General features: G+C 44.4%; 17 protein-coding genes. All 17 read right to left on the bottom strand.

The genetic code is table 11. The features are described 5' to 3' along the window. Window positions 1-36: 36 nt before the first annotated feature. Window positions 37-3270 (bottom strand): ABC transporter permease, encoded by a 3234-nt coding sequence (locus tag GR929_RS00785; RefSeq protein ID WP_159517006.1) that lies wholly within the window; start codon window positions 3268-3270, stop codon window positions 37-39. Then, window positions 3267-3947 carry an ABC transporter ATP-binding protein gene (locus GR929_RS00780; protein ID WP_159517005.1) on the bottom strand — a complete coding sequence of 227 codons (681 nt, stop codon included), beginning with the start codon at window positions 3945-3947 and terminating at the stop codon, window positions 3267-3269. Before GR929_RS00780 ends, GR929_RS00785 begins: the two co-directional genes overlap by 4 nt. A gap of 171 nt (window positions 3948-4118) precedes the next feature. Continuing rightward, window positions 4119-5195 (bottom strand): alkaline phosphatase, encoded by a 1077-nt coding sequence (locus GR929_RS00775; protein WP_159517004.1) that lies wholly within the window; start codon window positions 5193-5195, stop codon window positions 4119-4121. A 104-nt stretch (window positions 5196-5299) separates the two neighbouring features. Beyond that, a complete protein-coding gene (locus tag GR929_RS00770; RefSeq protein ID WP_201300867.1) occupies window positions 5300-7012 on the bottom strand; it encodes a RagB/SusD family nutrient uptake outer membrane protein in 1713 nt (570 codons plus the stop codon). 79 nt (window positions 7013-7091) lie between these two features. Continuing rightward, window positions 7092-10391, bottom strand: a complete 3300-nt coding sequence (locus GR929_RS00765; RefSeq protein ID WP_159517003.1) for a TonB-dependent receptor — start codon at window positions 10389-10391, stop codon at window positions 7092-7094. A gap of 121 nt (window positions 10392-10512) precedes the next feature. After that, a complete protein-coding gene (locus GR929_RS00760; protein ID WP_159517002.1) occupies window positions 10513-11703 on the bottom strand; it encodes a FecR family protein in 1191 nt (396 codons plus the stop codon). A 99-nt stretch (window positions 11704-11802) separates the two neighbouring features. Then, window positions 11803-12378, bottom strand: coding sequence for an RNA polymerase sigma factor (locus GR929_RS00755; protein ID WP_159517001.1), 576 nt, complete (start codon window positions 12376-12378; stop codon window positions 11803-11805). 151 nt (window positions 12379-12529) lie between these two features. Next, a complete protein-coding gene (locus GR929_RS00750; RefSeq protein ID WP_159517000.1) occupies window positions 12530-13816 on the bottom strand; it encodes a glycosyltransferase family 4 protein in 1287 nt (428 codons plus the stop codon). A gap of 22 nt (window positions 13817-13838) precedes the next feature. Beyond that, window positions 13839-15266 (bottom strand): outer membrane protein assembly factor BamB family protein, encoded by a 1428-nt coding sequence (locus GR929_RS00745; RefSeq protein WP_159516999.1) that lies wholly within the window; start codon window positions 15264-15266, stop codon window positions 13839-13841. Beyond that, window positions 15263-16837: an FAD-dependent oxidoreductase gene (locus GR929_RS00740; protein ID WP_159516998.1), complete on the bottom strand. Its 1575-nt coding sequence runs from the start codon at window positions 16835-16837 to the stop codon at window positions 15263-15265. Before GR929_RS00740 ends, GR929_RS00745 begins: the two co-directional genes overlap by 4 nt. 37 nt (window positions 16838-16874) lie before the next feature. After that, window positions 16875-17255, bottom strand: a complete 381-nt coding sequence (locus GR929_RS00735; protein ID WP_159516997.1) for a four helix bundle protein — start codon at window positions 17253-17255, stop codon at window positions 16875-16877. A 77-nt stretch (window positions 17256-17332) separates the two neighbouring features. Beyond that, complete coding sequence (locus tag GR929_RS00730; protein ID WP_159516996.1) at window positions 17333-19687, bottom strand: NAD(P)H-dependent oxidoreductase subunit E; 2355 nt, start codon at window positions 19685-19687, stop codon at window positions 17333-17335. Window positions 19688-19691: 4 nt separating this feature from the next. Continuing rightward, window positions 19692-21596 carry an outer membrane protein assembly factor BamB family protein gene (locus tag GR929_RS00725; RefSeq protein ID WP_159516995.1) on the bottom strand — a complete coding sequence of 635 codons (1905 nt, stop codon included), beginning with the start codon at window positions 21594-21596 and terminating at the stop codon, window positions 19692-19694. 4 nt (window positions 21597-21600) lie between these two features. After that, window positions 21601-22854 carry a 4Fe-4S binding protein gene (locus GR929_RS00720; RefSeq protein ID WP_159516994.1) on the bottom strand — a complete coding sequence of 418 codons (1254 nt, stop codon included), beginning with the start codon at window positions 22852-22854 and terminating at the stop codon, window positions 21601-21603. Between the two features lie 10 nt (window positions 22855-22864). Further along, the gene (locus GR929_RS00715; protein WP_159516993.1) at window positions 22865-23461 is read right to left on the bottom strand and encodes a 4Fe-4S dicluster domain-containing protein; all 597 of its coding nucleotides are present in this window, start codon (window positions 23459-23461) and stop codon (window positions 22865-22867) included. Further along, the gene (locus tag GR929_RS00710) at window positions 23451-23645 is read right to left on the bottom strand and encodes a hypothetical protein (protein ID WP_159516992.1); all 195 of its coding nucleotides are present in this window, start codon (window positions 23643-23645) and stop codon (window positions 23451-23453) included. Before GR929_RS00710 ends, GR929_RS00715 begins: the two co-directional genes overlap by 11 nt. After that, entirely contained in the window at window positions 23645-24580 is a 936-nt protein-coding gene (locus GR929_RS00705; protein ID WP_159516991.1) for an NHL repeat-containing protein, read from the bottom strand. The genes GR929_RS00710 and GR929_RS00705 overlap by 1 nt, the downstream gene beginning before the upstream one ends.

Here is a 24580-nt window from a genome sequence, read left to right as displayed (position 1 = left end):
AACCTTTCTTCGCGAATTGTTCCCATTTTTTATGTGTTATTCATTTCGAAGCGTTTCATATAGATTTCCTCGCATGGCCAGCCGATTGCCGATCAATACCCATAACCAGGCACTCAGAAAAACGATCACAAAGATCAGTAAACTCCAATAAAGCAAGCCTGCATATAACGAAGAAAGCAAACTGGGCAAGGCAGAAAGAATCGCAGGAATGAGGCCCAAAACAAGCGACACGAGCACCAACACTATATGGCCACGTAAAACAAACTGTCGAACGTTGCGTTTTCGAAAACCGGTGGCCTCCAATAAAGCAAACTGGGTTCGGCTCTCATAAATACTCCTGAAAATAATAATGCCAAGCCCGGCAGTTCCAATCAACAAGCCCAACGCGCCCAGCATTAAAAAGATGTTCAAATAGGTATTTTCAACCTGGTAAAAAAGTAATAGTCGTTCTTTGGTTGTAGAAATTTCCAATCCATAATTACGGAAAGCTGCCTGAAGGTTTTCCTGCTCTTCCCCGGGAGCTTCAACCAAAAAAACAGATGCCCCACTCACCGATGGGAAGTGTTCGGAAAACAAACTGTCAGCTACCAGAATATTTCCCTGGAAAACGGAATTAGCCAAACCCCCAACCAGTTTTAAAACGACTTGTTCTCCTGCTTCATTTTGGTAGACTAGTGTATCGCCAACCGATTTGCCCAGTCCCCATTTGATCACCGTTTGATCAGCCACAGCGGGAATCTGCCCGTTTGGCAACGGCTTCTCCAAACTCAGCCACGGATGTTGCGGGTCCAACTCTTCAGACTGGCTGGCAAAAGTAAAAGCCTGCCGTTGATCAAATTTCGTTACATCAAAACCTAAGACCCGCGGCCGTTTCACCCGGTTCAAATTCAAACAGCTGGCATCGTCTCCGGATAGTGCATGAAACTGAACGAATTCTGCAGGGGAATCGTCTAATCCTAATTCGAAGCGACCTTCCGGTGAATTTAAATCATACAAAACCGGATAGCTGGTTTGCGCAAAAAAGGTGTAACCACCAGTTCCTGAGGAGGCTTGATCAGCATGACTCGTCAAATCCTTACGATTAAGCCCGGTAGAGAGAACCAAAAACACTCCAACCGAAAGGAAACTGATGATCAGCATATTTCGCCGACGATTGGCTAAAATTAGTTTGTACGACAAATAGCCTCTTGACAGCTTTTGAGAAGGGTTGTTTTCCTTCCGGATGAACCATTTATTGACCAGTAAAAGTAAACCGGGAAGTAAGCCAAACCCACTGATGAAGAAAATTTCAGCATTCAGTTCCTTACCAATTCCCTGCCAAACCATCAGCAAGACGGACAGGACAATCAAGCTTATGCCAATCCAGAAGGATGTTTTGCCCGATTTGGATTTGGAAGTTTGCTGTTGTTGTACCGACACGATAACCTGCTTAGCGAATCGCCTTAAAACAAACCAGACGGTTGCCAAACTGATGATCAACACAATCAAAAACGTTTTCACCACGGCTGTTGGTGTAACTAAAACATGCAATATTGATGTACGGACAATGTCTCGCCAAATGGTGTTAATCGCATCCATAATCAAGCTGTTGTAGGCCAAGCCAAGCGGCGCCCCCACCAGAATTCCCGTGAATACTATTAGTAAAGCTTCGGAAAAGAAAAACTGGCGAATCCTTGCGGGCAGGAACCCCATGGCGTGTAGCGTACCAATTTCCCGGCGGCGGAAGTTCAGGTACAGTTGGAACATCAGGTAGGCCAGTAACAAGGCGGCAAACAACACAAAAAAGCTTAACCCGATAAACAGACCGCTGAAATCGCTCCCTTGCGATGCAGCTTGCAAGCCATTTTCTTTAGCTGCTTTTGCCTGAAAACCGACATCCTGTGGTTGAAGCGTAGCCAGTACCAGATTTTTAAAATCAGCGGCCTCCAAATCATCTGCACGAATAGCAGTAGCTTTCCCAAACCGATTACTCCATAACTGTTGTGCTGTTTCTAGATTTACAAATGCTTTGGGTGTTCCTTTAAACTTGTTCCAGTAGTCTTCATCCTTCTGCCGAATTTCCGATAAATCAACCGGCACACCTGTTTCCCAATCGCTGCAATGTCCGGCATCCGACAAGCCCGGAATATCCGGCATGAGGTTGACATCACCCCATTGACCATTCATTTCAACAATCTCGGCAACCTGAAACCAAGCCGATTTCTCTTCCAACTGCCGAAGCGGACCAACTTCAAAATACGAAATCCGAAGCGAGTCGCCAACCTTCGCCTGCAAATCCTCGGCCAACCAGCGGTTGATGATTATTTCACCGTCTGCAATGGTCGCTAGTTGACCAGGCAAACCAGCGACAAACGAATAGGGTGTTTGGTGATCACCCAACCGGAATTCATTAACGAAATAGGAAAATACCGGGTAAGCTTTTCCTTCGGCCTGTTGAATTTTATCAAGAATAGAAGGCTCAATGAAAACACGGTCTGAAATCAATTCGGTATAGCCCAAATCTGAATTCTCACGGATGGATAGATTCACATCTTCCAGTTGCCAATGGGCAGAAATTCGCTCATATAACAATGGTTCCTCAATCCCGGGAGCATCCACTAAAATAACATTGGCCTTTTTGCCCAGCTCCATCTGCTGATTTAGAAACCCCAACGACAGAAACACATTCTTTGGGGCTGACTGGATATTTTGAAGATTGAAATTGCCTGTATTTTCCTGCTCTGCAATTGCTTTTATCGTCACACGAAACGACACCGTATTCTCGTCTGCCGACACAAAAGGCGTATTGGCCGGGAAAGTGCTCAGTTTGTTCACCCGAAGTAATACTTCTTCTCCTGCTGTTACTCCCATGATCTCGGCCAGTTGACTGTTAATCACAGCTTCACTTCCGGTAAGCGAATATAGGCTGTCTGTTCCTGCAAAAGCGTTAAATTCGTCTTCAATTCCCCAAACCTGCAACTGCCCTACCCGCGCCTCGCCGCCATTCAACACAGCCATCCCATTGGCAAATAACAGGGGTGTCGTCGCTGCTTCATCGTCGGCTATTTCGTTGGCCAAAGCAGCACGAAACAAGCGTTCGCCCCCCGTAACCACCCAATTGGTTTGGCCCAGCCGTTGCTGTGTAATTTGTTGCAGACTGTGCTTCACCGTGTCGCCAATGATAAACGCCCCGAACAAAATAGCGGTACTTAATGCCACACCCAATACGATGGTCAGGTTGAGTTTCCAATAATGAAGCCAGGATTTTATTGCGTATTTCAATCCATTCATACCTTGTTCAGTTGTAGTTTTCCTTCTTTCAGCTGATAGATTTTATCCATTTTTGAGGCAAGGTTCATCGAGTGGGTAACGACAATCAGGCTCGTCTTTTGCTCTTTATTGAGTTGTAGAAGTAAATCAGCCAATTGATCGGACGAATGCTGATCCAACGCACCGGTGGGTTCATCTGCCAATAAGATTTTGGGTTGATTGATCAACGCCCGGGCTACCGCTGTTCGCTGGCATTCCCCACCCGACAACTGGCCGGGTTTCTGCAACAACAAAGCGTTGATTCCAAGTTTTTCCGTTAACTGCTCCGCACGGTTTTTCGCTGGTTCATCTGCTTGTTTCTTTTCTGCGATAACCGGAAGCAATACGTTTTCGAGTAAGGTTAATTGTGGTAATAAATGGTGCTGCTGAAAAACAAAACCAATCGACTGGTTTCGGAAAGCAGCCAACTCTTTTTCATTCTTATTGAAGACGGATTCGCCATCTAGCTGAACATCGCCACTGTCGGGTTGATCCAGTGCTCCAAGCATATTCAGCAAGGTGGTTTTGCCTGACCCCGAAGGGCCAACGATAGCTACACTTTCACCTTCTTCAACGGTTAAATCCAGTCCATCCAGAATAACCCGCTTTTCACCGGATCCGGATTGAAAACTTTTGGTTAGCGATTTGATTTCAAGCATGTTGTTTTGAGTTTTTTTATTCGTTCGGAGTAGGATCTTCCTTTCCCCACAAAGGTAGTTGATCTCGTGTTCATCACGAAACATCAATCCTTCAATTTAAAATGAAAAAAGCTGCTCTACAAAAGAACAGCCTCATCCATTTTTTACATCCACACCTACTCCTGGTAAGAACTATTCAATTTCGTGCATCGCTTGAAATATTTTATTACGCACTTCATTATTATTAAATGTTCCTGTAAAGTGTTCGGCTCCCGGTCCAAAAGCAAAAACCGGAACAAGCGCAGCGGTATGCTGTGTTGTCGCAAACCGAATATCTTCGTACTGATCTCCGGCTAATGCAAATCCGCCGGTTTCATGATCTGCAGTTACAATCACCAAGGTGTTTCCATCCTTTTCGGCAAAGTCCAGCGCCTTGCCAATCGTCTCATCAAAATCAATCACTTCGGTAATTAAATGCTCTGCATTGTTGCGGTGCCCGGCCCAATCAATTTGTGAACCTTCCACCATCAGGAAAAAACCATCCTCACTTTTACTTAGATAATCAATTGCCATTTGCGTGGCTTGGGGAAGATAGTCGCCTCTCTTCTCAGGCATTTTAGGCATATTTTCGTGAGACAGGAAAAACGCATATTTCTTTTCAGGATCAGCCTCAAAACGATCTAAAGAAACCGTATCAACAATAAAACCATTTTCTTCCATCGTTGCCAGTTGATTAGTTCCATCCTCACGCTGAGTAAAGTTTTCCAGTCCTCCGCCCGCAACGAAATCGATAGAAGAAACAGCCAATTGGCTCGCTAGCTCCTCATATTGATAGCGGGACGGAACGTGTCCGTAAAATGCTGCTGGTGTTGCATCGGTAACCGCCGAAGTAACCACAATTCCAGTTCGGTAATTTAGTGCCGAAAGCGTATCGGTCATGCTCTGCATTGGCACCATATCAACCGACATACCAATCACTTTTTTAAATGTGCGTTGCCCACAACTGTAAGCTGTTGCACTGGCAGCCGAATCGGTAATCTTTTGCACAGCAGCCGATGTATTGATTAAACCAATTTTTGAAAAGCGACTGAAGTTTACTTTTCCTTCTTTAAAATAATATGCTGACGAAACCTGCGATAGTCCCATCCCATCGCCAATGAGCAAAATAATATTCAAAGGTTTCTTCGTTTGGCTTTTATTTTTAGTTCCATCTGTACAAGCAAGCGTGAGAAGCAAAAAAAATAAAGCCCACAATTTAATTTTCATCATTTAAAATTTTTCTTTTTTATGAATGAATGATTCATTTTCTCAGCAAAAATCCTTCGAAAAAAAAGGAGGAGAATTGTCTCCCCTCCGAATTAAAATTAAGCAGTTTAATAGCCTTCATTTTGAACCAGGTAGCCTTCAGCCACCGATGTTCCATCAATCGCTGTTTGTGGTATCGGAAACAGGCGCTTGGTTACATCACTATTGGTTTTCTCAATCAAAGGATCTTCATATTTTCCAAAACGAATCATATCAGTTCTCCGCTGATGTTCCCAGTAAAACTCAAATCCACGCTCGCGGAAAAGAAGATCCAGATCAAGTTCATCAAGTGCTGGTGGCGTAACATCAGGCCTTGAAGTTCGTGATGCTCTTACAAAATTTACATCGACGAGTGCTCCATCAGCATCGTTTTTATGCAATTTGGCTTCGGCTCGCAACAAGTACATGTTAGCCAGGCGCACAATAACCAAATCGTGCTCGCCCTTGTTAGTTCCATTGGTCGACACCGAGCTCCATTCATATTTCTCAACACGATAACCTCTGTTGTAATCACTGCCTTCCGCCGTAAAATCAATTTCTAAAAGATAATCAACGTAAGCATCTTCGGCGGCTCTACGTACGTCTTTCACCGGTCCCAGGTAATATTCACCTTCGTCATCAACAAAAAATGGTTGTTTATGTCCGGCATTCTGCAACCCGATTTGTAATCCGCGATAAATACCCCGGTTAAGGTTGAAATCTTCGGCAGCAATTGTGGAATCTTCCGGAACAATCAAACGTTTCCAAAAGAAGCGACAATCGGCATCTGCCGGATCAACATCACCGTAGGCCTCAACCCAGCTTTCATAAAACTCCTGTGTGATGGCGCCACCGTCGGTTCCGTCACCATCAGGATACAGCGGGTTGCCATAAAAACTACCGGACATAGACCAGTAACACATCCGGTTGTGCGAACTACTCAGGTCCGGACGTTGATCAATTGCCATAATCAGCTCTTTGTTCATATGATTATCGTTATTGAAACAGGCAAAAAACTCAGGCGATAAGGAATAGTCGTAGTCGTTGATCACCTTAGTTGCGTATTCAATTACCTTATCCATATCGGCATCCTGAAAATCGAAGTTTGTTGCATACGGATCGCGCCAAACGGCAGCATTAATGTACAGACGAGCAAGCAATGCATAGGCTCCACCCTGCGTCAAACGTCCTGGGCCAACGTCGGTTCTTAAATCGCTAAGCACATCTTCCAGTTCGGTACGAATATATTCCACCGCTTCATTTCCCCTCAAAATGGTCGACAACTCATCCGGCTCATCTTTCTGAAAAGCAATTCCCCACAAATCAAGCATCAGCATGTTGTAGTAAGCGCGCATTCCGCGTACTTCGGCCAGGTATGTTTTGGCAACATCATCGGTTTCAGCCAACGGTTCCAATGCCACAATGGCACTGGCCGCCCGCGAAAGCATCTGAGTCAAATCATTCCAGGTATCTTTGATCTTATTATTTGTGGGCAGATATTCGTGCGTGTGCAACTGTATAAAAACGCCACCATCGTACCAATCTTTTCCTCCACGAGCGGGCAAAATTCCTTCATCGGTTGTAATTTCCTGAAGACAAAATAAATGCGTATGCAAAAACAACGTAGAAAGGTTTGAATAAACCGGAGCAACAGCACTTGTTACCAATTCATCTTCCGAAACACTTCCAGTGAGCGATTCGTCCAATACTTGCTCGTCCAAATCGGTACAACTTGTGCTGAACAGCAACGCCAATGATGCGGCTGCTAATTTGATTGTATTTTTTATTTGATTTTTCATCATGTTAAAATTGTTTGTTTTCGATTGTGCGGTGGAATTTGGTCCTTCCTCCAAGGGAACATTCTCATATTGTTGCATGCAATTAAAACTTGACGTTTATTCCTGCTACAAATGTTCTGGCTTTTGGATAGCCGTTATCATCAATTCCAAAAGATTGTATTCCTCCCTGAGATTTATCCTGATTGACTTCAGGATCAAATCCACTATAATCCGTTATAACAAATAAATTCTGTCCCGTAACAGTTACACGTAATTCCTTAATCCAGCTTGCGATGCCCATCGACTTCGTATTAAAATTATAGGCCAGCGTCATGTTATTTAACCGGAGGAACGATCCGTCTTCAAGGTAGCGGGTTGAAACAAGTGCTGTATTAGTAATTGCTTCTTCCGGATATTCAATTGCTTTAGGAACTACATTGTTTGAAGTGGCAAGCTGTCCTTTATAGAACTTGTTCATCGCCGTGTGGTTGTATATTTTGTTTCCCGTTACGCCATTGAAATTTAGGTTTAAATCAAACCGTTTATAGCTTAAATCCACATAGAAATTATACATCAGATCGGGTAAAGCGCTGCCCACAACATAGCGGTCATCTCCATCAGGAACTGCCGGATCTTCGTAAGTTGAAAGTCCATCATTGCCTATTCCGGTAAACTTTTTCATGTAGAACGAACCAATCGGATACCCATTAATCATCCCGTTAATTGTTGCTCCGGTTTGTCCCGATCCTGAAGCTGCCCCTGTGGTTAGTACAGTAAATGGCGAATCCTCCACCACATTGTCAATAAACGTAGCATTTGCGCCAATAGCGTATGAAAAACTGTTCAGGTTTTGATGCTGATAATCCAAAGCAATCTCCAATCCTTTGTTCGTGATTTTCATATCATCCACATTGGTCCAGTAAGTAGGTGCCGGTGAGACAGGGTCAAATGAAGGTACCTCCACCAAAATGTTAGTCGACACTTTGTAAAAATAGTCCACCGTTCCGGAAAGCGCCCCGTCAAACAGTCCAAAATCTACTCCAACATTGGTTTGCGTGGAAACTTCCCACTGAATGTCAGGATTAGCCAAGCGCGTATAAACGGTTCCTACCGGATAAGGGCCTGTTTCACTTAGTGGATAACTATAATCTCCGCTGTTGGACGACTGAAATGACTCTTTTGTGATTTTCGCAGGGATTTCCTGATTCCCGGTTTGTCCCCACCCTGCACGAAGTTTCAGATTATTGAAAGGAGTTGATTCCATAAATGATTCTTCTGAAATCCGCCAACCAGCAGCAAACGAAGGGAAAGTCCCATACTTATTATTTCCGCCAAATTTCGAAGAGCCATCTACCCTCACGGTAGCTGTTAGCATGTACCGTCCCTGATAATTATAAGTTGCCCGTCCAAAATACGATTGCAGCTCGTTGATCTGAGCCCAACCCGAAGGCCTGTTTTCTGCCAGATCCAACCGTTGTCCCAGTCCTGGATTGTAGCGAGGCTCAATGCCATTAGCTTCAAATTCCACAATATTCCAGCTTCTTGATTTTTCTTTTGTTTTTTGAAAGGAATGACCGGCGAGTAAGGTTAAATGCTGATCGTTAAAATCCACTTCGTAGGTTAGGTAATTTTCAATCAATGTATTTTTACCGTTAAAAAAGGTTTGTGCCAAACGTCCTTCAACATAAGGATCAATACTTGGCATTTCCTGTGCATCCGTCTCACTCGAGCGATTTTCGTACCCGAAATTCAACTTGTAAACCAACCCATCGATAATTTCCAATGATGGAGCAATATTGACAATCATATTGCGTGTTTCATCAAAATTTTTGAATAGTTCGGCCTGGATCAAAGGGTTAATTAAATCCCGATACTTTGTTGGTTCTCCCTGATCATTATAGGCAGGATAAGTAGGATTAAAACTAAGCATGTTGGAAACAACAGTTCCCATGTGTGCATTCTCGCCTGTTTCAATCGTAGAATTCAAATTAAAATCAATGTTTAGTCTTCCATCCAGTAATTGCTGTGTTGCGTTTACTCGTCCGCTATACCTTTTAATTCCTGTATTGATCACGATTCCTTCCTGATCAAGATACCCCAAAGACGCACGATAGGTCAGGTTATCTTTTCCTCCGGACATGATGAGGTTGTAGTCTTGTGTAAGGGCTGTTCGTGATAATTCATCCTGCCAATCTGTATCCCCTCCTCTATCTTCCAAAACACCACCTATTTCTTCCACTTTTTCGCGGAACTCATCTGCGCTATAAACCGGTAACTTCTTGGCAATTTTCGATATTCCTACATTTGAAGTGATCGCAACTTGCGAGGTTCCTGACTTTCCTTTTTTAGTGGTAATAATGATTACCCCGTTTGCTCCTCGCGAACCGTAAATAGCAGTTGCAGAAGCATCTTTCAAAACATCAATGGTTTCGATATCTTCGGCGTTGATAAAATTTAGCGGACTCGAACTCGAGCCGGTCCCTGCCATACCGATGGGAAATCCATCGACTACAAAGAGGGGGCCTGACCCTTGACGAATGGTTCCCTGTCCACGGATGATTATCCGTTGTCCGCTTCCGGGAGCCCCACTCGATGAGGTGATGTTTACTCCTGACACTTTGCCTTGAAGCAATTGTCCGGGAGAACTGACTACTCCCTTATTAAAATTTTTGCTCTTAACAGAACTTACCGCTCCGGTTACGTCTTCTTTTTGGAGCTTTCCATACCCGATTGCGACCACTTCCCCCAGGCCAACAGTTTCCTCCTCCAGGGTAACATTAATTGTATCCTGTGCGCCAATCTCTACTCTCTTACCTACCATTCCAACAAACGAAAACAACAATGCATTGGCATCGGAAGGAAGCTTCAACGTGTAGGAACCGTCTATGCCAGACACGACACCGATGCTTGTTCCTTCTACGATGATAGATACTCCCGGAAGAGGCATTCCGGCTTCGTCAACCACTTTTCCCGTTATCGTCCTTCTATTTGTCTGGCCAGTCTGTGTCTTTACCGGGCTTATTTCCTTCTCATCCAGAGTCTCTGCAGTACTCTGGGCAATCATCACCTGCCGGTCATCCACCTGATATACATAGTTGGTTCCGTCAAAGAGCTGATCTAAAATTTCATGAATTGATTTATCTGACAGTTGAACGGTAACTTTGTCTGTCAGGCTAACTTTGCTATCCTCATAAAAAAAGATATACTCACTTTGTCGTTCAATATCCTCTAGAACTTCCTTAATTGATTTTTCCTGAAGGTTTACCGAAAGCTTAATATGCTGTGCATAACTGCCAGCACTTGCTGTAACAATGAAAGCAAAAATGAAAACAACCACGAGCTTCATTATCAACAAAAGTTTTTTGGGACTCATAAAAGAGTCTGTTTCAAAATTATTTTTCATACATTTGAATGTTAATTTTTAATAACTGAATTAGAGCTTGTTAGAATTTGACATTTGCCGGGAAATGTAGTCCAGACATCTCCCGGTTTTTTTTTTGATTCTGAATCTTATACCATACGCACTATTGTTTTATTATAAAGTGATTACCCGATTGATTGATTTTTATTGAGGATACAAAAGCAAGGGTAGCCAACACATCTGCTACATCATCTTTTAGATCCAGTTTTCCGGTAAAACTCCGGCTGGTTAAAGTTTCATCCGCAATGTTGATATCACAGTTGTAATACCTTTTAAGCTGTTTTACAATCTCAGCTAAATACTCGTTCTTATAAATCAGCATTCCGTCCCTCCAGGCCGTATAATATTTCGTATTTACCTTTTGCTGAGTGATTTCCTGATCGACAGGATCATACTGGACGAGTGTTCCCGGTGTAATTTTTAGTTTGCCTGGTTGAAAGAGATTTTGGGAATCATAATTTATTTCAATACTTCCTCGTTCCAAAACTGCGCTTGTGTAACCATTATCCTTATATGCACAAACATTGAATACTGTTCCCAGCACTTCAATGTTAAGATCTGGAGTAACTACTACAAATGGGGAATCTTCTTGGTGACTCACGTCAAACATTGCCTCACCCTCGAGGTATACTTCCCGTTTTTCTTGTGTGAAATTGGCAGGGTAAATAAATTTAGAGCCGGAGTTTACCCATACAATACTTCCATCGGCCAGTATTACTTTACTCCGTCGGCCAAAAGGAACAAAGATTGTATTGTAGGCTGCGGTATTTTCATCAGCGAGTCGGTCAATTGCTCTTTTTTCGTCAATAATTACTTTGCCGCTGCTCTTGACGTAATTAATCTCTGACTCTTTACTATCGATCTCATATTCGCGTTTTCCGGCTAAAATTAAATGCGTATTCGCCGAGGAGTTATCACATTGTATTGATTGGGCAAAACGACTAATTTCCTCATGTTCTGAATCAACAACATTGAAAAGTGAGAAAATTAAAAGTGCAAATACAATAATTGCCGCTGCTTGAAGTATGCTGGCATTTGATCGATATAAAATCAGTTTTTTACTCTGAATCTCTTCTTGCTGCTTGACCTTATCCTTTAATTTCTGTAGCCCTCGTTGATAATCAAACCGTTTTTCAGAATAGCGATAGCTCTTATCCCATTCTTCTTCCAACTGCCTGTACAGATGATTGTAGTTTTCAACTTTCAGAAAAGAGGTCAGCTGATCTTTTTCGTTTTTATCTGCTTCGTTAGCCAACACCTTAATGGCGATCTCAAAAAACTTACTCTTGTCCATTTTCTTTGTTTTACACTCATGAGACAAGAATTCGTCATTCAAGCTACCATCGAAACACCTTAACAGATCATCAACTAAACGTTAAATAAAAAGATGGGTCTATTTATGCTGACTGAAATAAGAGAACAAGACCACACAACTAGCTGAAGAATACTGTGTGACATGTTTTACGGCTTCGGTCATTTGCTTTTGCACGGTATTCACTGAAATAGCCAGCAAGTCAGCAATTTCTTTATACTTCATCCCTTCCATCCGATTGAGAATAAAGATGGCTCGACGCTGGGGAGGTAATTTATCAATGATCATTTCAACCTGTTGCAAGGTCTCCGCGTAAGTTAAATGCGCGTCAGCATCTTCGTTGTAATTGTTGCGGAACTCATATCGTTCTATTTCTTCAAAATATTTTTTTTGAGTCTTTAGAAAATTGACCGAGTGATTTCTTACAGCAGCAAATAAATATGATTTGATACTTGATTTGATCGATAAGGTATCCCGTTTTAACCAAACAGCAAGAAAAACATCAGAAACGACTTCTTCCGTATAGTCCACACTTTTTAGAAAGGAAAAAGCGAAGTTACAAAGCGGATGATAGTACCTTTCATACAACAATTCCAATGCTTTTTGATCACCTTGACTTATTTGGGCAAAGATTGCTGAGTCAGTTTGTAAATCCATTTTTCACGTTCTTGAATCAGCAAAAGTAAAATGAACTCTTCTTTAGATTATTAAGAATCGAATAATTATTGTTTAACTTCTATCAATAATCGACTACCTCGCAAAATCACTATGGGTAAGCACAACGATGCCACAGTTAGCTAACAAAAGATCATTTCACTACTTTCTTGTATATCTCCACCAGCTTTTCAGATTGTTTAAGAACATCGAAATGAGCCTTCACGCCTTCCAGGCCTTTTTGGCTTAGCTGAGCTAATTTATCCTGATCAAGGATGACGCTTTTCCAGGCCTTGGCTAATTTTTTGGCGCTATTGGGGTGATAAGTCAATCCTCCGCCTGACATCTCTGCCACTTCGGGGAAAGCGCCCAACTGCGGCTGAACCAAGGGAATTCCGGAGGCCAATGCTTCCAATTGATACAAGCCAAACGCTTCGCCATTCAATACTGGCACCGTCAATAAAGTCACGGTATCAAAGAAATTCTGGCGCGAAGGGTTTTCGAATTCTTCCACCCACAACACGTCCTCTTCCAATCCGGCCGCGGCAATTTTTTTCTTTTGTTCTTTAATGAATTGCGTATCATCATTGGTCTTGCCACCCGTGATCTTCAGTTTGACCGATTGGTAAGCCTCATCTTCCTTTAAAAGAAGGAAGGCATCAACCAGTATTCCCAAGCCACTTTCTTCGCACATTCGGGAGATAAACCCGATTACCGGCTCCTTTTCCCCAACTGGCTTAACCTTGTAATCAGCTGCATCCACTCCAATATGATTAATGTGTAGCTGATCACGGCGAAGGTGCAATCTTTTCAACATCTCTTTGGCATAAAAGTGGCTCACCGCAACAAAGGCATCCACTTCCTTTCCACGCTCGGTCATTAATTGCCAAACTTCTTCACGGTGCTTATCGCTCATCACATCCACCCACACATCTTCGTCCTGCAGGGAGCACACCACCGGAATATTCATTTCCTGTTTAATGCGGCGGGCCAATCCTAGAAGTAGCGCATTCGAAAGATGCACCACGTCGGGCTTGGCTTCATCGCGCAACCAATGCACCAGCTTCTCCAACTCATCTTTTTGCAGGCCTTCTTCTCCCAACAACATGGAAACGGTCATTTCTTCGAGTCCTTTTGCACGTGTTGATCCCGCATTTTGAGCGGCAAGGTGCAAAACCCGCCTAGAGTTCAGCATGTTATCCACAAAGCCGGGCATATGACGAAAAACCGGGAAACGTTGCTTCAGGTAGATATCAACCGCACCATAAAAAACAGGCACTTCGTTTAAATCATGGGCGTCTTCAAACAATGGCAGGTAAAGCGGCACTTTAACGACCTCCTGTCCCAAGTCTTGCAGTGCCCTCATGTATTTACTGTCGCGCAAGCAATTTCCGCAGTAAAAACTACCGCCTGATCCCGGAATGATGTGTGCGATTTTCATAGCTTACGTTTTTTTTGACAAGTTATCGATTTCCATCCGATTGTCCCAAAATATAAATTCGCCCGTCGTTGGCGCCAATAATAATTTTTTGCTGATAAACCGCCGGAGAACTCACCATCTGGCTTCCGACTTCATAACTTCCGAGTTCCTCTCCTGTTGCCAGCTCATGAATAAAAAGCATACCATCCATTGTAGCGCTAACAACTTTGTTTCCGGCAATTACTGAAGACGAGTTCACCCGGTTTGACAATCGTTTTGCCCAGATTCGCTGACCATTTTTTCGATTGAAACAGTACAGGTTCCGGTCTTCATTTCCAACGACAATATAATCCACGGAGACCGCCGGTGAAGCAACAAAAGGCAAGTTTTTATCCGGGTTATCATAGGTCCATAGCACTTGCCCTTCTTCCAGATCAACCGCAAAAAAACGTCCTTCGTAGTCGCCTACATAAGCTACCTGTCCTACAATCGCCGGAGATGACGCGACATAAGTGGCCAATTCAATTTTGCTGGTTGCTTTGCCGGTTTGCAGGTTGACCACGTGCAAAAAGCCATCGCATCCTCCAAAAATCACCTTGTTCTGATACAAGGCAGGCGCGCCGTTAATGAAATTATCCGACTCGTATTTCCACAGGTTTTCCCCGTTCTTCAGGTCGACACCATGCAGGAAATAGTCATAGCTGCCAACAGCCACCACTGTTTGATCTGCCCCGGTATGCCAGTTGGCTGAGCCGATGATCTGGTTATCCGTCTTGTATTTCCAAACCAGCGCTCCATCCGGCTGATTCAAACAAAAAAGCCATCCGTCCAACGATCCAAACAACACTTTTCCTTCCAACAGAACGGCAGGCGCTTCAATGGCATTTTCGGCATTAAACTTCCATTTCAATTCGCCTTTTAGGTTGAAAGCGTAGAAAAAGCCATCGGTTGATCCGCAATAAACAACATCGTCTTTAATAACCGGCGAAGCTTTGATATCATCTTCGGTTTGAAAGGAAGCGACCAACCGCAGTTGATTGGGCAATTCGCCCGAAACGGAAGCCGTAAGTTGCTGATTTCCGCGGAATATGGGCCACTCAGACTGTGCGAATGCCAACTGACTCAGTGAAACAAGCAACATGACAATGGCAAGCCATCCAACACTCGGTGTTGCCCGATGAGCGGTTGTTACAGGCCAACGAGCAATTGTTACAGACCAACGAGCGTTTATTGCAAGCTGACGAGCAGTTATTACAAGCTGACGAGCAATTACTACAAGCTGACGAGCAATTACTACAAGTCGACGAGCAGTTCTTGCAAGCTGATAAAGGCTTGTTGCAGGACAATTGTCAGCTATTGCGAGCCTATAAGAGCTTGTTGCAGCCCATTGGCCAGTTATTGCCCTACCGGTTGGTAACAAATTCTCTGTATCTGCTCTTTCGTTTGACTTCATCATCTGCTTTTCTCTCATTCGTTAAATTGTTCTTCCGCATCGGTTTTTGCCAACGCCCCGGTCGGGCATTTCTCGGCAACCAACGCAGCGGTTTTCTCCAGTGCTTTTCCGACCGATTCAGAAAACGGCACGCCCACTTTTACATCAAAGCCACGCCCGATAAATGAAAAACCGAAAGCTTCCTGGTATTGTTTGGTAAGACGTACGCAAATGCCGCATTTGATGCATTTCGATGATTCATACACAATATTTTGCGGGGCAAATTCCTTTTGAATGACAAACCGGTCGTCGTATTGAAAGCGTCGCTGTTCGGCTCCATAGACATCTGACAGCTCCCGCAATTTGCAGCTTTCCGGGTTGCGGCAGTCGCAATGCAAGCAACGCTTCGCCTCGGCGACAGCCTCTTCCATGGTAAAGCCAACCGCTTTTCCCCGACTCGCTTCCAGGCGTTCGGAGTCATTCGATTCTTTTAAATATTCAGCAAACTCAGGCTCCTGCAGTTTTCCAAACTTCGAGTTAAACCGGCTGGGATAAGCGCTTAGCCGGGCGGTTTTGAAGAGCTGATCCAAAATGAAAGCCAGCTCCTTGCCCTGCCCGACCGAACGCACTGCCAACTTGGATGGGCGCAACGCGTTACCGATAGCAGATACCCCTTCGATGGAGGTTTGGTAGGTCGCCTTATCAATTTCAATCCCTGTCTTGGATAGGTTCAGCCCATAGCCTTTCCATTGATCAGTGGACGCCCCCACAGCCAGCACGACGGCATCGTAGCGCTGCTGCAGTTTTTCAAATTCAAGCTGGTCAATGGTCGAACCGTAGTTGATCTGAATATCGGAATCTAAAATGGCGCCGATCTCGGCCTCCCTGACCTTGGCCGGTAAAACAGTTTCGTCAATTTGCAGGATCTCTCCGCCGGCCTTTGTGTTCTTTTCAAACAGAACGACCTGGTGACCTGCTTTATTCAAATAAAAGGCGGCAGCCAATCCCGCAGGTCCAGCGCCTACGATCGCCACTTCTTTACCCGATTTCTCTTTCGGCTGAACCGGTGCGACACCTTTTTCCAATTCCTGATCGGCGGTAAACCCTTTCAACAGGCAAATAGAAACCGGATCGTCGACCTGTTTGCGACGGCATCCGGCTTCGCAGGGAGCCGGACAAATGCGCCCCAAAATGGCAGGCAAGGCAATATCTCGCTTCACCACTTCAATGGCTTTGGCGTGATTACCAGCGGCAATCAAACGGTTCATCAATGGGATATTCATATGCGCCGGACAAACCAGCTGACAAGGCGCTTCGCAGTCGCCCACATGTTCGCTCAACAAAAGTTCGAGTGACGCTTTTCGTGATTCGCGGCATTCATCATCGTCGGTAATAATTTCCATTCCGTCCATTGCCGGCATAGAGCACGAAGCCATTAATCTGCCATTCCGCTCATCCTTTACCAAACACACCAGACACGAGGTAAAATGCTCCGTCCCTTCCAGGTGGCACATCGTTGGAATATCGATCTGCAACTGCTTCGCTGCTTCCAAAAGCGTCGTGCCTTCGGGCACTTCAATGGATTGGTTATTTATCTTTAGCTTGATCATTGTGTTGCGTTATGAGTTTCGAGTTGCGAGTTGCGAGTTATGGGTTGCGAGTTGGGGTTTGCCAGTTCTTTTCGACATATTGAATAAACTTGTTGATTCTGGCTCCTAGTACGTCATATTCTTCTAATAAATCCTTTAATCCTTCTTTTTCAAAATAGAGATCGCTAATCATCATCAATTGAGAAATTGCTTCATCGCATGAAGAATGTGCAAAAACAAGAAATCGAATGAATTCATCTTTATATCTCCGTCTGCCATAACCTTCTGCGATATTATCTTTTATACTCTTTGTTGACCGACGCACCTGACTGCCTTGTTCATAGAGCTCGTATTTAGGTAGATCTAAACTCATTTTATGAACTCTGATCGCCAAAGTATAGGCTTGTTGATAAATTTCCAGATCCTTAAAACTTTTCATATATGCTGTTATTTTTCATCAACAACTCGTAACACGAAACCCATAACTCATAACCCGAAACCCACAACACGAAACATTTACTCAACAACCACTGCATCGACCGGGCATACCTGGCGGCAGGCATCACACTTGATGCACAGTTCCATATTGACCGAGTGCTTTTTGTGTGGTTCAAATTTGATGGCTTCCACCGGACATTTCTGGGCACATTTCGTACAACCGATACATTCATCATTAATGGAATAGGTAATCATCTCGGTGCATTTGCCCGACGGACAACGACCTTCAATATGAGCTTCATATTCTTCGGAAAAATAGCGCAAGGTGGTGATAATTGGGTTTGGTGCCGATTTTCCCAGGTTACACAAACTTCCTTTTTTGGTCCAGTCGGCCAAATACTTCAATTCCTCCAAATCTTTTTTTGTTCCCTTTCCCGTGGTAATTCTATTCAGAATGTCCAACATCCGTTTGGTTCCAACCCGGCAAAAAGTACATTTTCCACACGATTCTTCCTGAGTAAACGAAAGAAAATAACGGGCGATGTCCACCATGCAATCATCTTCATCCAGTACCACCAATCCTCCGGATCCCATCATGGCTCCGACCTCAATCAGCGACTGGTAATCGATTGGCGTATCGTATAAGGAGGCCGGAATACAGCCGCCGGACGGGCCACCGACTTGCACTGCTTTAAACTGTTTTCCATTTTGCACGCCACCACCAATCTCTTCCACAATCTGACGAATCGTTATTCCCATGGGCACTTCAATCAACCCTCCGCGGTTTACCTTTCCGGCCAGTGAAAATACTTTTGTTCCTTTCGAACGATCGGTGCCAATTCCACTAAAATTCTCCTTGCCTTTTCGGATGATATAAGAAACCTGTGCAAAAGTCTCGGTATTGTTGATTAGCGTGGGCTGTCCCCACAATCCTTTTTGCGCAGGAAATGGCGGGCGAATCGTTGGGAAACCACGATTACCCTCAATGGAGGCCATCAAGGCGGTTTCTTCGCCACACACAAAAGCTCCGGCTCCTTCGTAAATCTGAATATCGAAACTGAAATAAGAATTCAGAATATTCTCACCAAGCAAATTTTGCTCCCGGCAATTGATCAATGCCTGCCGAATGCGGGTCACCGCCAACGGATACTCAGCTCGAATATAGAAATAGCCATCTGTCGCTTTTACGGCGTAAGCGGCAATCAACATCCCCTCAATTACCCGGTATGGGTATGATTCCAGCAACATCCGATCCATGAATGCTCCCGGATCGCCCTCGTCACCATTGCAAATCAGGAATTTCTTATCTCCATTTTCCTTCTCCACCAGTTCCCATTTTAACCCGGTTAAGAAGCCAGCACCTCCACGTCCGCGCAAACCACTGTCTTTAACTGTCTGAATCACCTCATGTCGGTCTGTTTGCAGCGCCTTTTTCAGGGCTTCAAAGCCACCAAACTGACGGTACTCATCCATATCCAGCGGATTGATCACCCCACGATGCTCGGTGGCTATTGGCAGCTGGCGATCCAAAAAGCTGGACACCATTTCATCGCGCACATCAATGGCGTAACGGTCCACCCCTTCCCAAACTTCATCGGTTTGTACTTTTTCGAGGAAATTGTATGCTTTTGCTTTTAGCTGATCAAACAGACCTTTCGGTTTGAAATGAGTATTGATAATATCCGAAATCTCATTCGGTTTGACTTTCGCGTATAACTTACTTTGTTTTTGTTCATCAATGATTTCCACCAACGGAACCTGGTGACACATGCCCACGCAGCCCACGTTTTTCAATTGCAGATTGATGCCCGTGCCTTCTATGGTTTGTTCAATCTCTTTTTTGACATCTTCGCTCCCACTAGCGACACAACACGAGCCCAGTCCGATTCTAATTTCTCCCTGGAACTCACTGCCATCAGCATTTCTGAATTTACCTTTCTTGCCAACTTTTCCCACCTGGCTTTCAAAGTCGTGAATAACTGAGGTAACCTGATCAGTCGTTACATGTCCATAAGTGACATCATCAACCTGAACCACTGGCGCCAGTGTACAGCATCCCAGGCAAGAAACTTTTTCCAACGTATATTTCCCTTCCGCATCCGTTTCCTCCTGGCCTTTCAGGTTAAAATGCCTTTTGAAAGCATCATATACCTGCATGGCCCCTTTAACGTGGCAAGCCGTACCCACGCACACCTTTATCATGTGCTGACCTGCTGGCTGCATCCGAAATTGCGAATAAAAACTGGCCACTCCCGTTATATTTTCCGGAGTGATTTCTGTGGTTTCACAAACATGCCGCAAGGCTTCTTCCGGTAAATAGTTGAATTCATCTTGGATAGCCTGCAAAATTGGAATTAACGCGCCTTTCGTTTTCCCTTTTTGCTGAACAATCTGGTCAACCTGAGTGATAATATTTTGAAGTTCTTCTGTCATTTCGTTATTTTCCGATGCAATACAAATGATCAAATCCGCGTAAAAACATTTTGCCTTGCGCAAAAACCGGTGGGCATACTGATTTCTCACCCAAAGAAGACTCGGCAACCAATTGGAATTCTTTTCCTAATTTAAACACATGCAGATTACCTCCCATATCCATCAGGTACACTTTTCCATCAGCATAAACAGGTGACGCATAAATCCCATCTCCATATTCCTGTTCCCAATATTTGGTGCCTTCTTTCGCGTCGTAGCATGCTACTACCCCATAGCTTGTGGCAATAATCAGGAAGCCATCAACAGCCAGCGGGCTGGCTACTTCCGGCAAGTATTCGCTGTCTTCCCAAACAATTTCAGCCGAGGCTCCCACCTTGATCGCAGCCAGAGTGGCATATTCATTGGCCGCATAGACCATTCCATTTGAATAGCCTACCGACGGGCCAACTTCTCCCATCATACATTCCACCGTCCATAGTTCTTTTCCGGTTTCCGGATCGTAACCGGCAACCAACGGTTCTGCATTTAAAATCAGCTGATCTTTCCCATCTACTTCAGCCAATACCGGGGAAGCCCATGAGATATTGACATCGCGAACCGTTTCCCATTGAGAAGAACCGTCAGCAGTGCTTAACGCCATCACTTTGGAACCCCGATTGGTATCATACTGAACGATCAATTTGTCTTTGTATATAATGAGCGAAGATGAATGACCGTAGTGGTTATCCGGCACACCCAGGTTTTTTGCCCAACGACGTTTGCCTTCCATGTCCAGCGCTATCAGGTCGCCTGTTCCAAAAATGGCAAAAACAGCATTTCCATTTGTAGCCAGGGTTGGAGCAGCTAAACCGGTATCTTCCGTCACATTCGGAGTTTTAGCCGGTGATCCTGGTATTTGGTCGGCTTTGGTCTGCCACAGCAATTGACCGGTTGCGGTATTGTAACAATACACCTCTCGAGACTCCTTGTCAGCTCCACTGACAAATAACTTATCACCCCAAACGATAGGTGAATTGTACCCGTGTTTAGGCACCTGAACTTTCCAAAGCACGTTCTCGCCAGATGCGGCATCAAACTTTTCAGGGACATTCGTTTTATAGGTGATACCATCTCCGTCTGGCCCGCGGAAAAATGGATAGTTTTGTCGAAATTGTTCTTTAGTCGGGATGGCAGCCTTTGCCGTTGCTAAAACAGGCTTTTCCTTCATTTCACCCTTTGCGCCTGCGTCTTCCGTCGTGGCTTTCGCGTCCACTGAAGGTTCTGCAGCCTGATTGTTGGTATCTTCTGCGTCCGCTTCAACCTCTTTTTCTTCGCCTCCCGTTTCCTTTTCAGTTTGGTTAACCACTGCGACAGGTTGCACATCGATGACTTCGACACCAGATGCCGCCTGATTCTCGGCTAAAGCTCCCGTCGGTTCATACGAACTCAACAGATCATCCGACAGGAAGCCGGATAACAGGGCCAGAACGAAAAGTCCCAAGCCAGAATAAACCAACCATTTTCGAGCTAACTGCTTATCAAGAAAAGCATCCTTTTCAATGCTCTCCAGCTCTTCCAGTTCAGACCGAAGCGATTTCTGATACCGGACAGCTAACACAAAAACCAACACGCTAAAGATTAACAGGTAGGCACCTGTTCGAATCTGCCATTGGCTCGAAAAGTAAGCTTTGCGTATCAGCAAATCCAGCGCGCGTATATTCTCCTTCAGCACATCATCGTTCGGGTTATCATGCAATTGCTCTACTAACGCTTGCAAAGCAGGGCTTTCCAATGGATCAACCGACTTCAGTTGCAAGTAATTAGCAATTAGCATTACGCTCACAACCAAACTAAAAAGAGCGGCAATCCAGGCAATGCCTTTCGCCAGGTTCATTTTATCTTTTATCGTCCAATTCATTTTGTTTTCCATGGTTTTAGTTCTTCACCGGACAATAATCCATGCATCGTCCACAGCTTAAACAATTGGTTTTATCGGGTTCGTAATCATGACGGTTTCGATGCGAGGCTAATTTCAGCAATGTTAGTCCAACTACCAGCCCCATAAATCCTCCTAAAATCCAGCCCCCCCAGTAAAATTGACTTCTGATTTCGCGGGCTTCTTTTACAAGCTCATCCATTGATTCCCCTGATTGCACAAACGCACGGGCATCCAAATAGTCAGGATCTTGCTTTAACTCCGGGTTTTCCACCAACTGCTCAGCCAAATACACTTTTGTATTGAATTTGGATAAAGGCCCATGCAACATTGATCCGGCTAATCCTCCGATTCCGATCCATAGAGGAATAAAAAACAGGTAGGTCATCAGCCTTTGCACATTTGAACGGCGGCTTCCCTGTTCTTCAACCGGTTCTTCAATCACTCCATAGGGGCACGAATTAGCACACAACTTACATTGAATGCAATTTGATGGTGTAATGGTCATGTGCTTTTTTGAGAAAGTCGACATCCATCCCAGCAAAACGCCATACGGACAGAAAAAACGGCAATAGGGACGGGCAATGAAAATTCCAACAAGCAGAAATAATCCGCCAAGCAGCAACATTTGAAATTCAGCATCGAAACGGAAGATGCCGATAAACGGATCATAGCGGCAAATCAGAAACTCAGACCGGGTAGCAGCATATAATATGGCTAATCCTAAGTACAGATAGGGAATCATCCCCAATATTTTTTGTAACCATTTAGGAATTTCTATCGGCCGAAACGCGACCAAATCCTGAATAGCACCCAGCGGACAAACGCCAGCACAAAAGGTTCTTCCATAAAAAAGCGTTACCACCAACGGAATAACGAAAAAAGCCAGAGCCGTAAACGGCAGCACATAGGTCGGATCAAATATGGCCAAGGTCACATTTTGAATCGCTCCAATGGCACAAATGCACCCTTCGCGAAAAAAGCCAAAATAAAGCAAAGCAAAAACGGAAGTCCACATCACTCCGAGCCTTGATCGTTTTTTAACAACAAACCATGTTGCGATGACCAAGGCAGCAACCAATACAAACACATCCAGGTATTCAAGAAAAAGTGCCCTAGGCAAGGGCTGTGTCGTTGACGGCTGCGTGTAGCCCGTTTCAAATTCCGGTTTCGGGAAACGCTGCTGCGCCCATACCGGCAAGCTGATTAAGAAAGCTGAGAGAGTGAAAAGTATCTTAGAAATTCGGTTCATGTTTCTTCGTTTAGGCGGGCTTATTTTTATCACTTCCAGTTGCAAAGTCACCTTTGATTTTATAGGGGCTACTGGCTGGCACCCGCTCGAAAGCATCAGCCGGACAAACACGGGCTATGGAACATTCGTTGCAATTCACACACAGATCATGACGCACCTGCAAATGGAGCGATCCATTACCGAATGATGTACAACCTTCGACGCACTTGGCACAGCCAATGCACAATTCTTCATCAATCTGATACTCAAAATAAGGATCCTCAACAAATTTACGCTGGATGGCAGCAGTTGGGCAAAGCTGATTCTCCGCCGCTGTTGACCGGGCATTCGCATCGGGTTTGAGGTAACCACCACACAAATCACAATAACCGCACAAATCGAAAGCATGCACGCATTTCACTGCCGATGGAGTCACCACACAATAGTCTGCACAACGACCACAGTACACGCATTTAAACGGATCGAGCTGCCACACATAATCGTCAGCGCTAACTTTCAATGCGGCAAAACCAGCCACCCCGGCCAGCGATGCTCCCAAAGTCATTCGCATTCCTTTCTGGATGAATTCACGTCGGCTGGGTTGTTTTCCCTTTTTCTTATCGCTCATCTTTTCTGCTTTCTTTTGCTTTATCCAAATCACACCCGCTGTATACCGAGCATGATTTACAAACACCATCTACCGAACAAGTAAAGTCAATGTTGTTGCGCTTGATTAAAAAAACCGATCCTCCAACAAGTCCGGTAAGAACGCCCAACCGCAAGCTTTTTTGTATAAACTCTTTTCGTTTCATCAGTTGTTTTCTTTTGGTGTAAACATACGCACCTGTTTCCTGCTAAAGTCCAGTAGAATCACTTTCCCATCATCAGATACACAAACATCCGGCGCATGCGAAACCTCATTAAATTGGTTTGGTGCAGCCACCACACCAATATATTCTCCATGTTGATCGTAGATTTTCACCCGGACAATTCCTTTTTCGCTGGTTATAAATTTATCTTCGGCCATAATAGCCATGTGCGCCGGATTACAACAACCACTAAAGCCTTCAGTTTTCACCGAAGAAATCGTCCAGGAAGTTCTCAACGAACCATCGGCATTGAAATTTTCCAAGCTATGTCGACCAGGGTCAACAGCCCATAAATAGCCTTCTTCATTTAAATCGATATCAAAGTAAGGGCTGGGAATGATGAAACCGGGAACTGCTTTTTGCTCGTCCTTAGCGCCAATCTCACGAATCAATTTCCCTTCATATGTATATTGATAAACCAACCGATTCCCTGCATCGGCCACATACACAAATTCGGGCGACACAGCAAGTGAAGTAATGACTGAGCGAGGGCCGAAATCGGGCCAGCGCTGCAATTCCTTGCCATTTTCATCCAAACAGGCAATTTGGTTTTTAAAGGCTAGCCAAATTTGTCCATTAACATTGATTGCCGTTGGGGTATCGCCCAATTTAATTTCCTGAAGAAGTTGTCCGTTAACGTTCATTTTAAGCAAGCTACTATCCGCAACAACGTAAATATCACCGCCGTAAAAGTCAATTCCTTTTGGTTCATCAACCTTTAATTGCAACACCTTCTCTTCCCTGTAAATAATTTCAGAAGGATCAACTTTTGTGTATTCACTGACGTCGAACGCATATGGATTATCGATATTCTTTCCACCGCGATTGATAACGAAATCACGAACAATGATAATGGCAATACCAATTGCCATTATCAT

Source organism: Sunxiuqinia indica (genome assembly GCF_009847015.1).
GTDB classification, from domain to species: Bacteria; Bacteroidota; Bacteroidia; order Bacteroidales; family Prolixibacteraceae; genus Sunxiuqinia; species Sunxiuqinia indica.
This window is presented reverse-complemented; position numbering and strand designations above follow the sequence as displayed.

Excerpts from the sequence above, each read along its gene's own strand:
- GR929_RS00780 (WP_159517005.1), bottom strand. The coding sequence starts at position 3,947 with ATGCTTGAAATCAAATCGCTAACCAAAAGTTTTCAATCCGGATCCGGT.
- GR929_RS00735 (WP_159516997.1), bottom strand. The coding sequence starts at position 17,255 with ATGAAAAGTTTTAAGGATCTGGAAATTTATCAACAAGCCTATACTTTG.
- GR929_RS00725 (WP_159516995.1), bottom strand. The coding sequence starts at position 21,596 with ATGGAAAACAAAATGAATTGGACGATAAAAGATAAAATGAACCTGGCG.
- GR929_RS00775 (WP_159517004.1), bottom strand. The coding sequence starts at position 5,195 with ATGATGAAAATTAAATTGTGGGCTTTATTTTTTTTGCTTCTCACGCTT.
- GR929_RS00705 (WP_159516991.1), bottom strand. The coding sequence starts at position 24,580 with ATGATAATGGCAATTGGTATTGCCATTATCATTGTTCGTGATTTCGTT.
- GR929_RS00730 (WP_159516996.1), bottom strand. The coding sequence starts at position 19,687 with ATGACAGAAGAACTTCAAAATATTATCACTCAGGTTGACCAGATTGTT.
- GR929_RS00755 (WP_159517001.1), bottom strand. The coding sequence starts at position 12,378 with ATGGATTTACAAACTGACTCAGCAATCTTTGCCCAAATAAGTCAAGGT.
- GR929_RS00770 (WP_201300867.1), bottom strand. The coding sequence starts at position 7,012 with ATGATGAAAAATCAAATAAAAAATACAATCAAATTAGCAGCCGCATCA.
- GR929_RS00785 (WP_159517006.1), bottom strand. The coding sequence starts at position 3,270 with ATGAATGGATTGAAATACGCAATAAAATCCTGGCTTCATTATTGGAAA.
- GR929_RS00740 (WP_159516998.1), bottom strand. The coding sequence starts at position 16,837 with ATGATCAAGCTAAAGATAAATAACCAATCCATTGAAGTGCCCGAAGGC.
- GR929_RS00760 (WP_159517002.1), bottom strand. The coding sequence starts at position 11,703 with ATGGACAAGAGTAAGTTTTTTGAGATCGCCATTAAGGTGTTGGCTAAC.
- GR929_RS00710 (WP_159516992.1), bottom strand. The coding sequence starts at position 23,645 with ATGAAACGAAAAGAGTTTATACAAAAAAGCTTGCGGTTGGGCGTTCTT.
- GR929_RS00745 (WP_159516999.1), bottom strand. The coding sequence starts at position 15,266 with ATGAGAGAAAAGCAGATGATGAAGTCAAACGAAAGAGCAGATACAGAG.
- GR929_RS00750 (WP_159517000.1), bottom strand. The coding sequence starts at position 13,816 with ATGAAAATCGCACACATCATTCCGGGATCAGGCGGTAGTTTTTACTGC.
- GR929_RS00765 (WP_159517003.1), bottom strand. The coding sequence starts at position 10,391 with ATGAAAAATAATTTTGAAACAGACTCTTTTATGAGTCCCAAAAAACTT.
- GR929_RS00715 (WP_159516993.1), bottom strand. The coding sequence starts at position 23,461 with ATGAGCGATAAGAAAAAGGGAAAACAACCCAGCCGACGTGAATTCATC.
- GR929_RS00720 (WP_159516994.1), bottom strand. The coding sequence starts at position 22,854 with ATGAACCGAATTTCTAAGATACTTTTCACTCTCTCAGCTTTCTTAATC.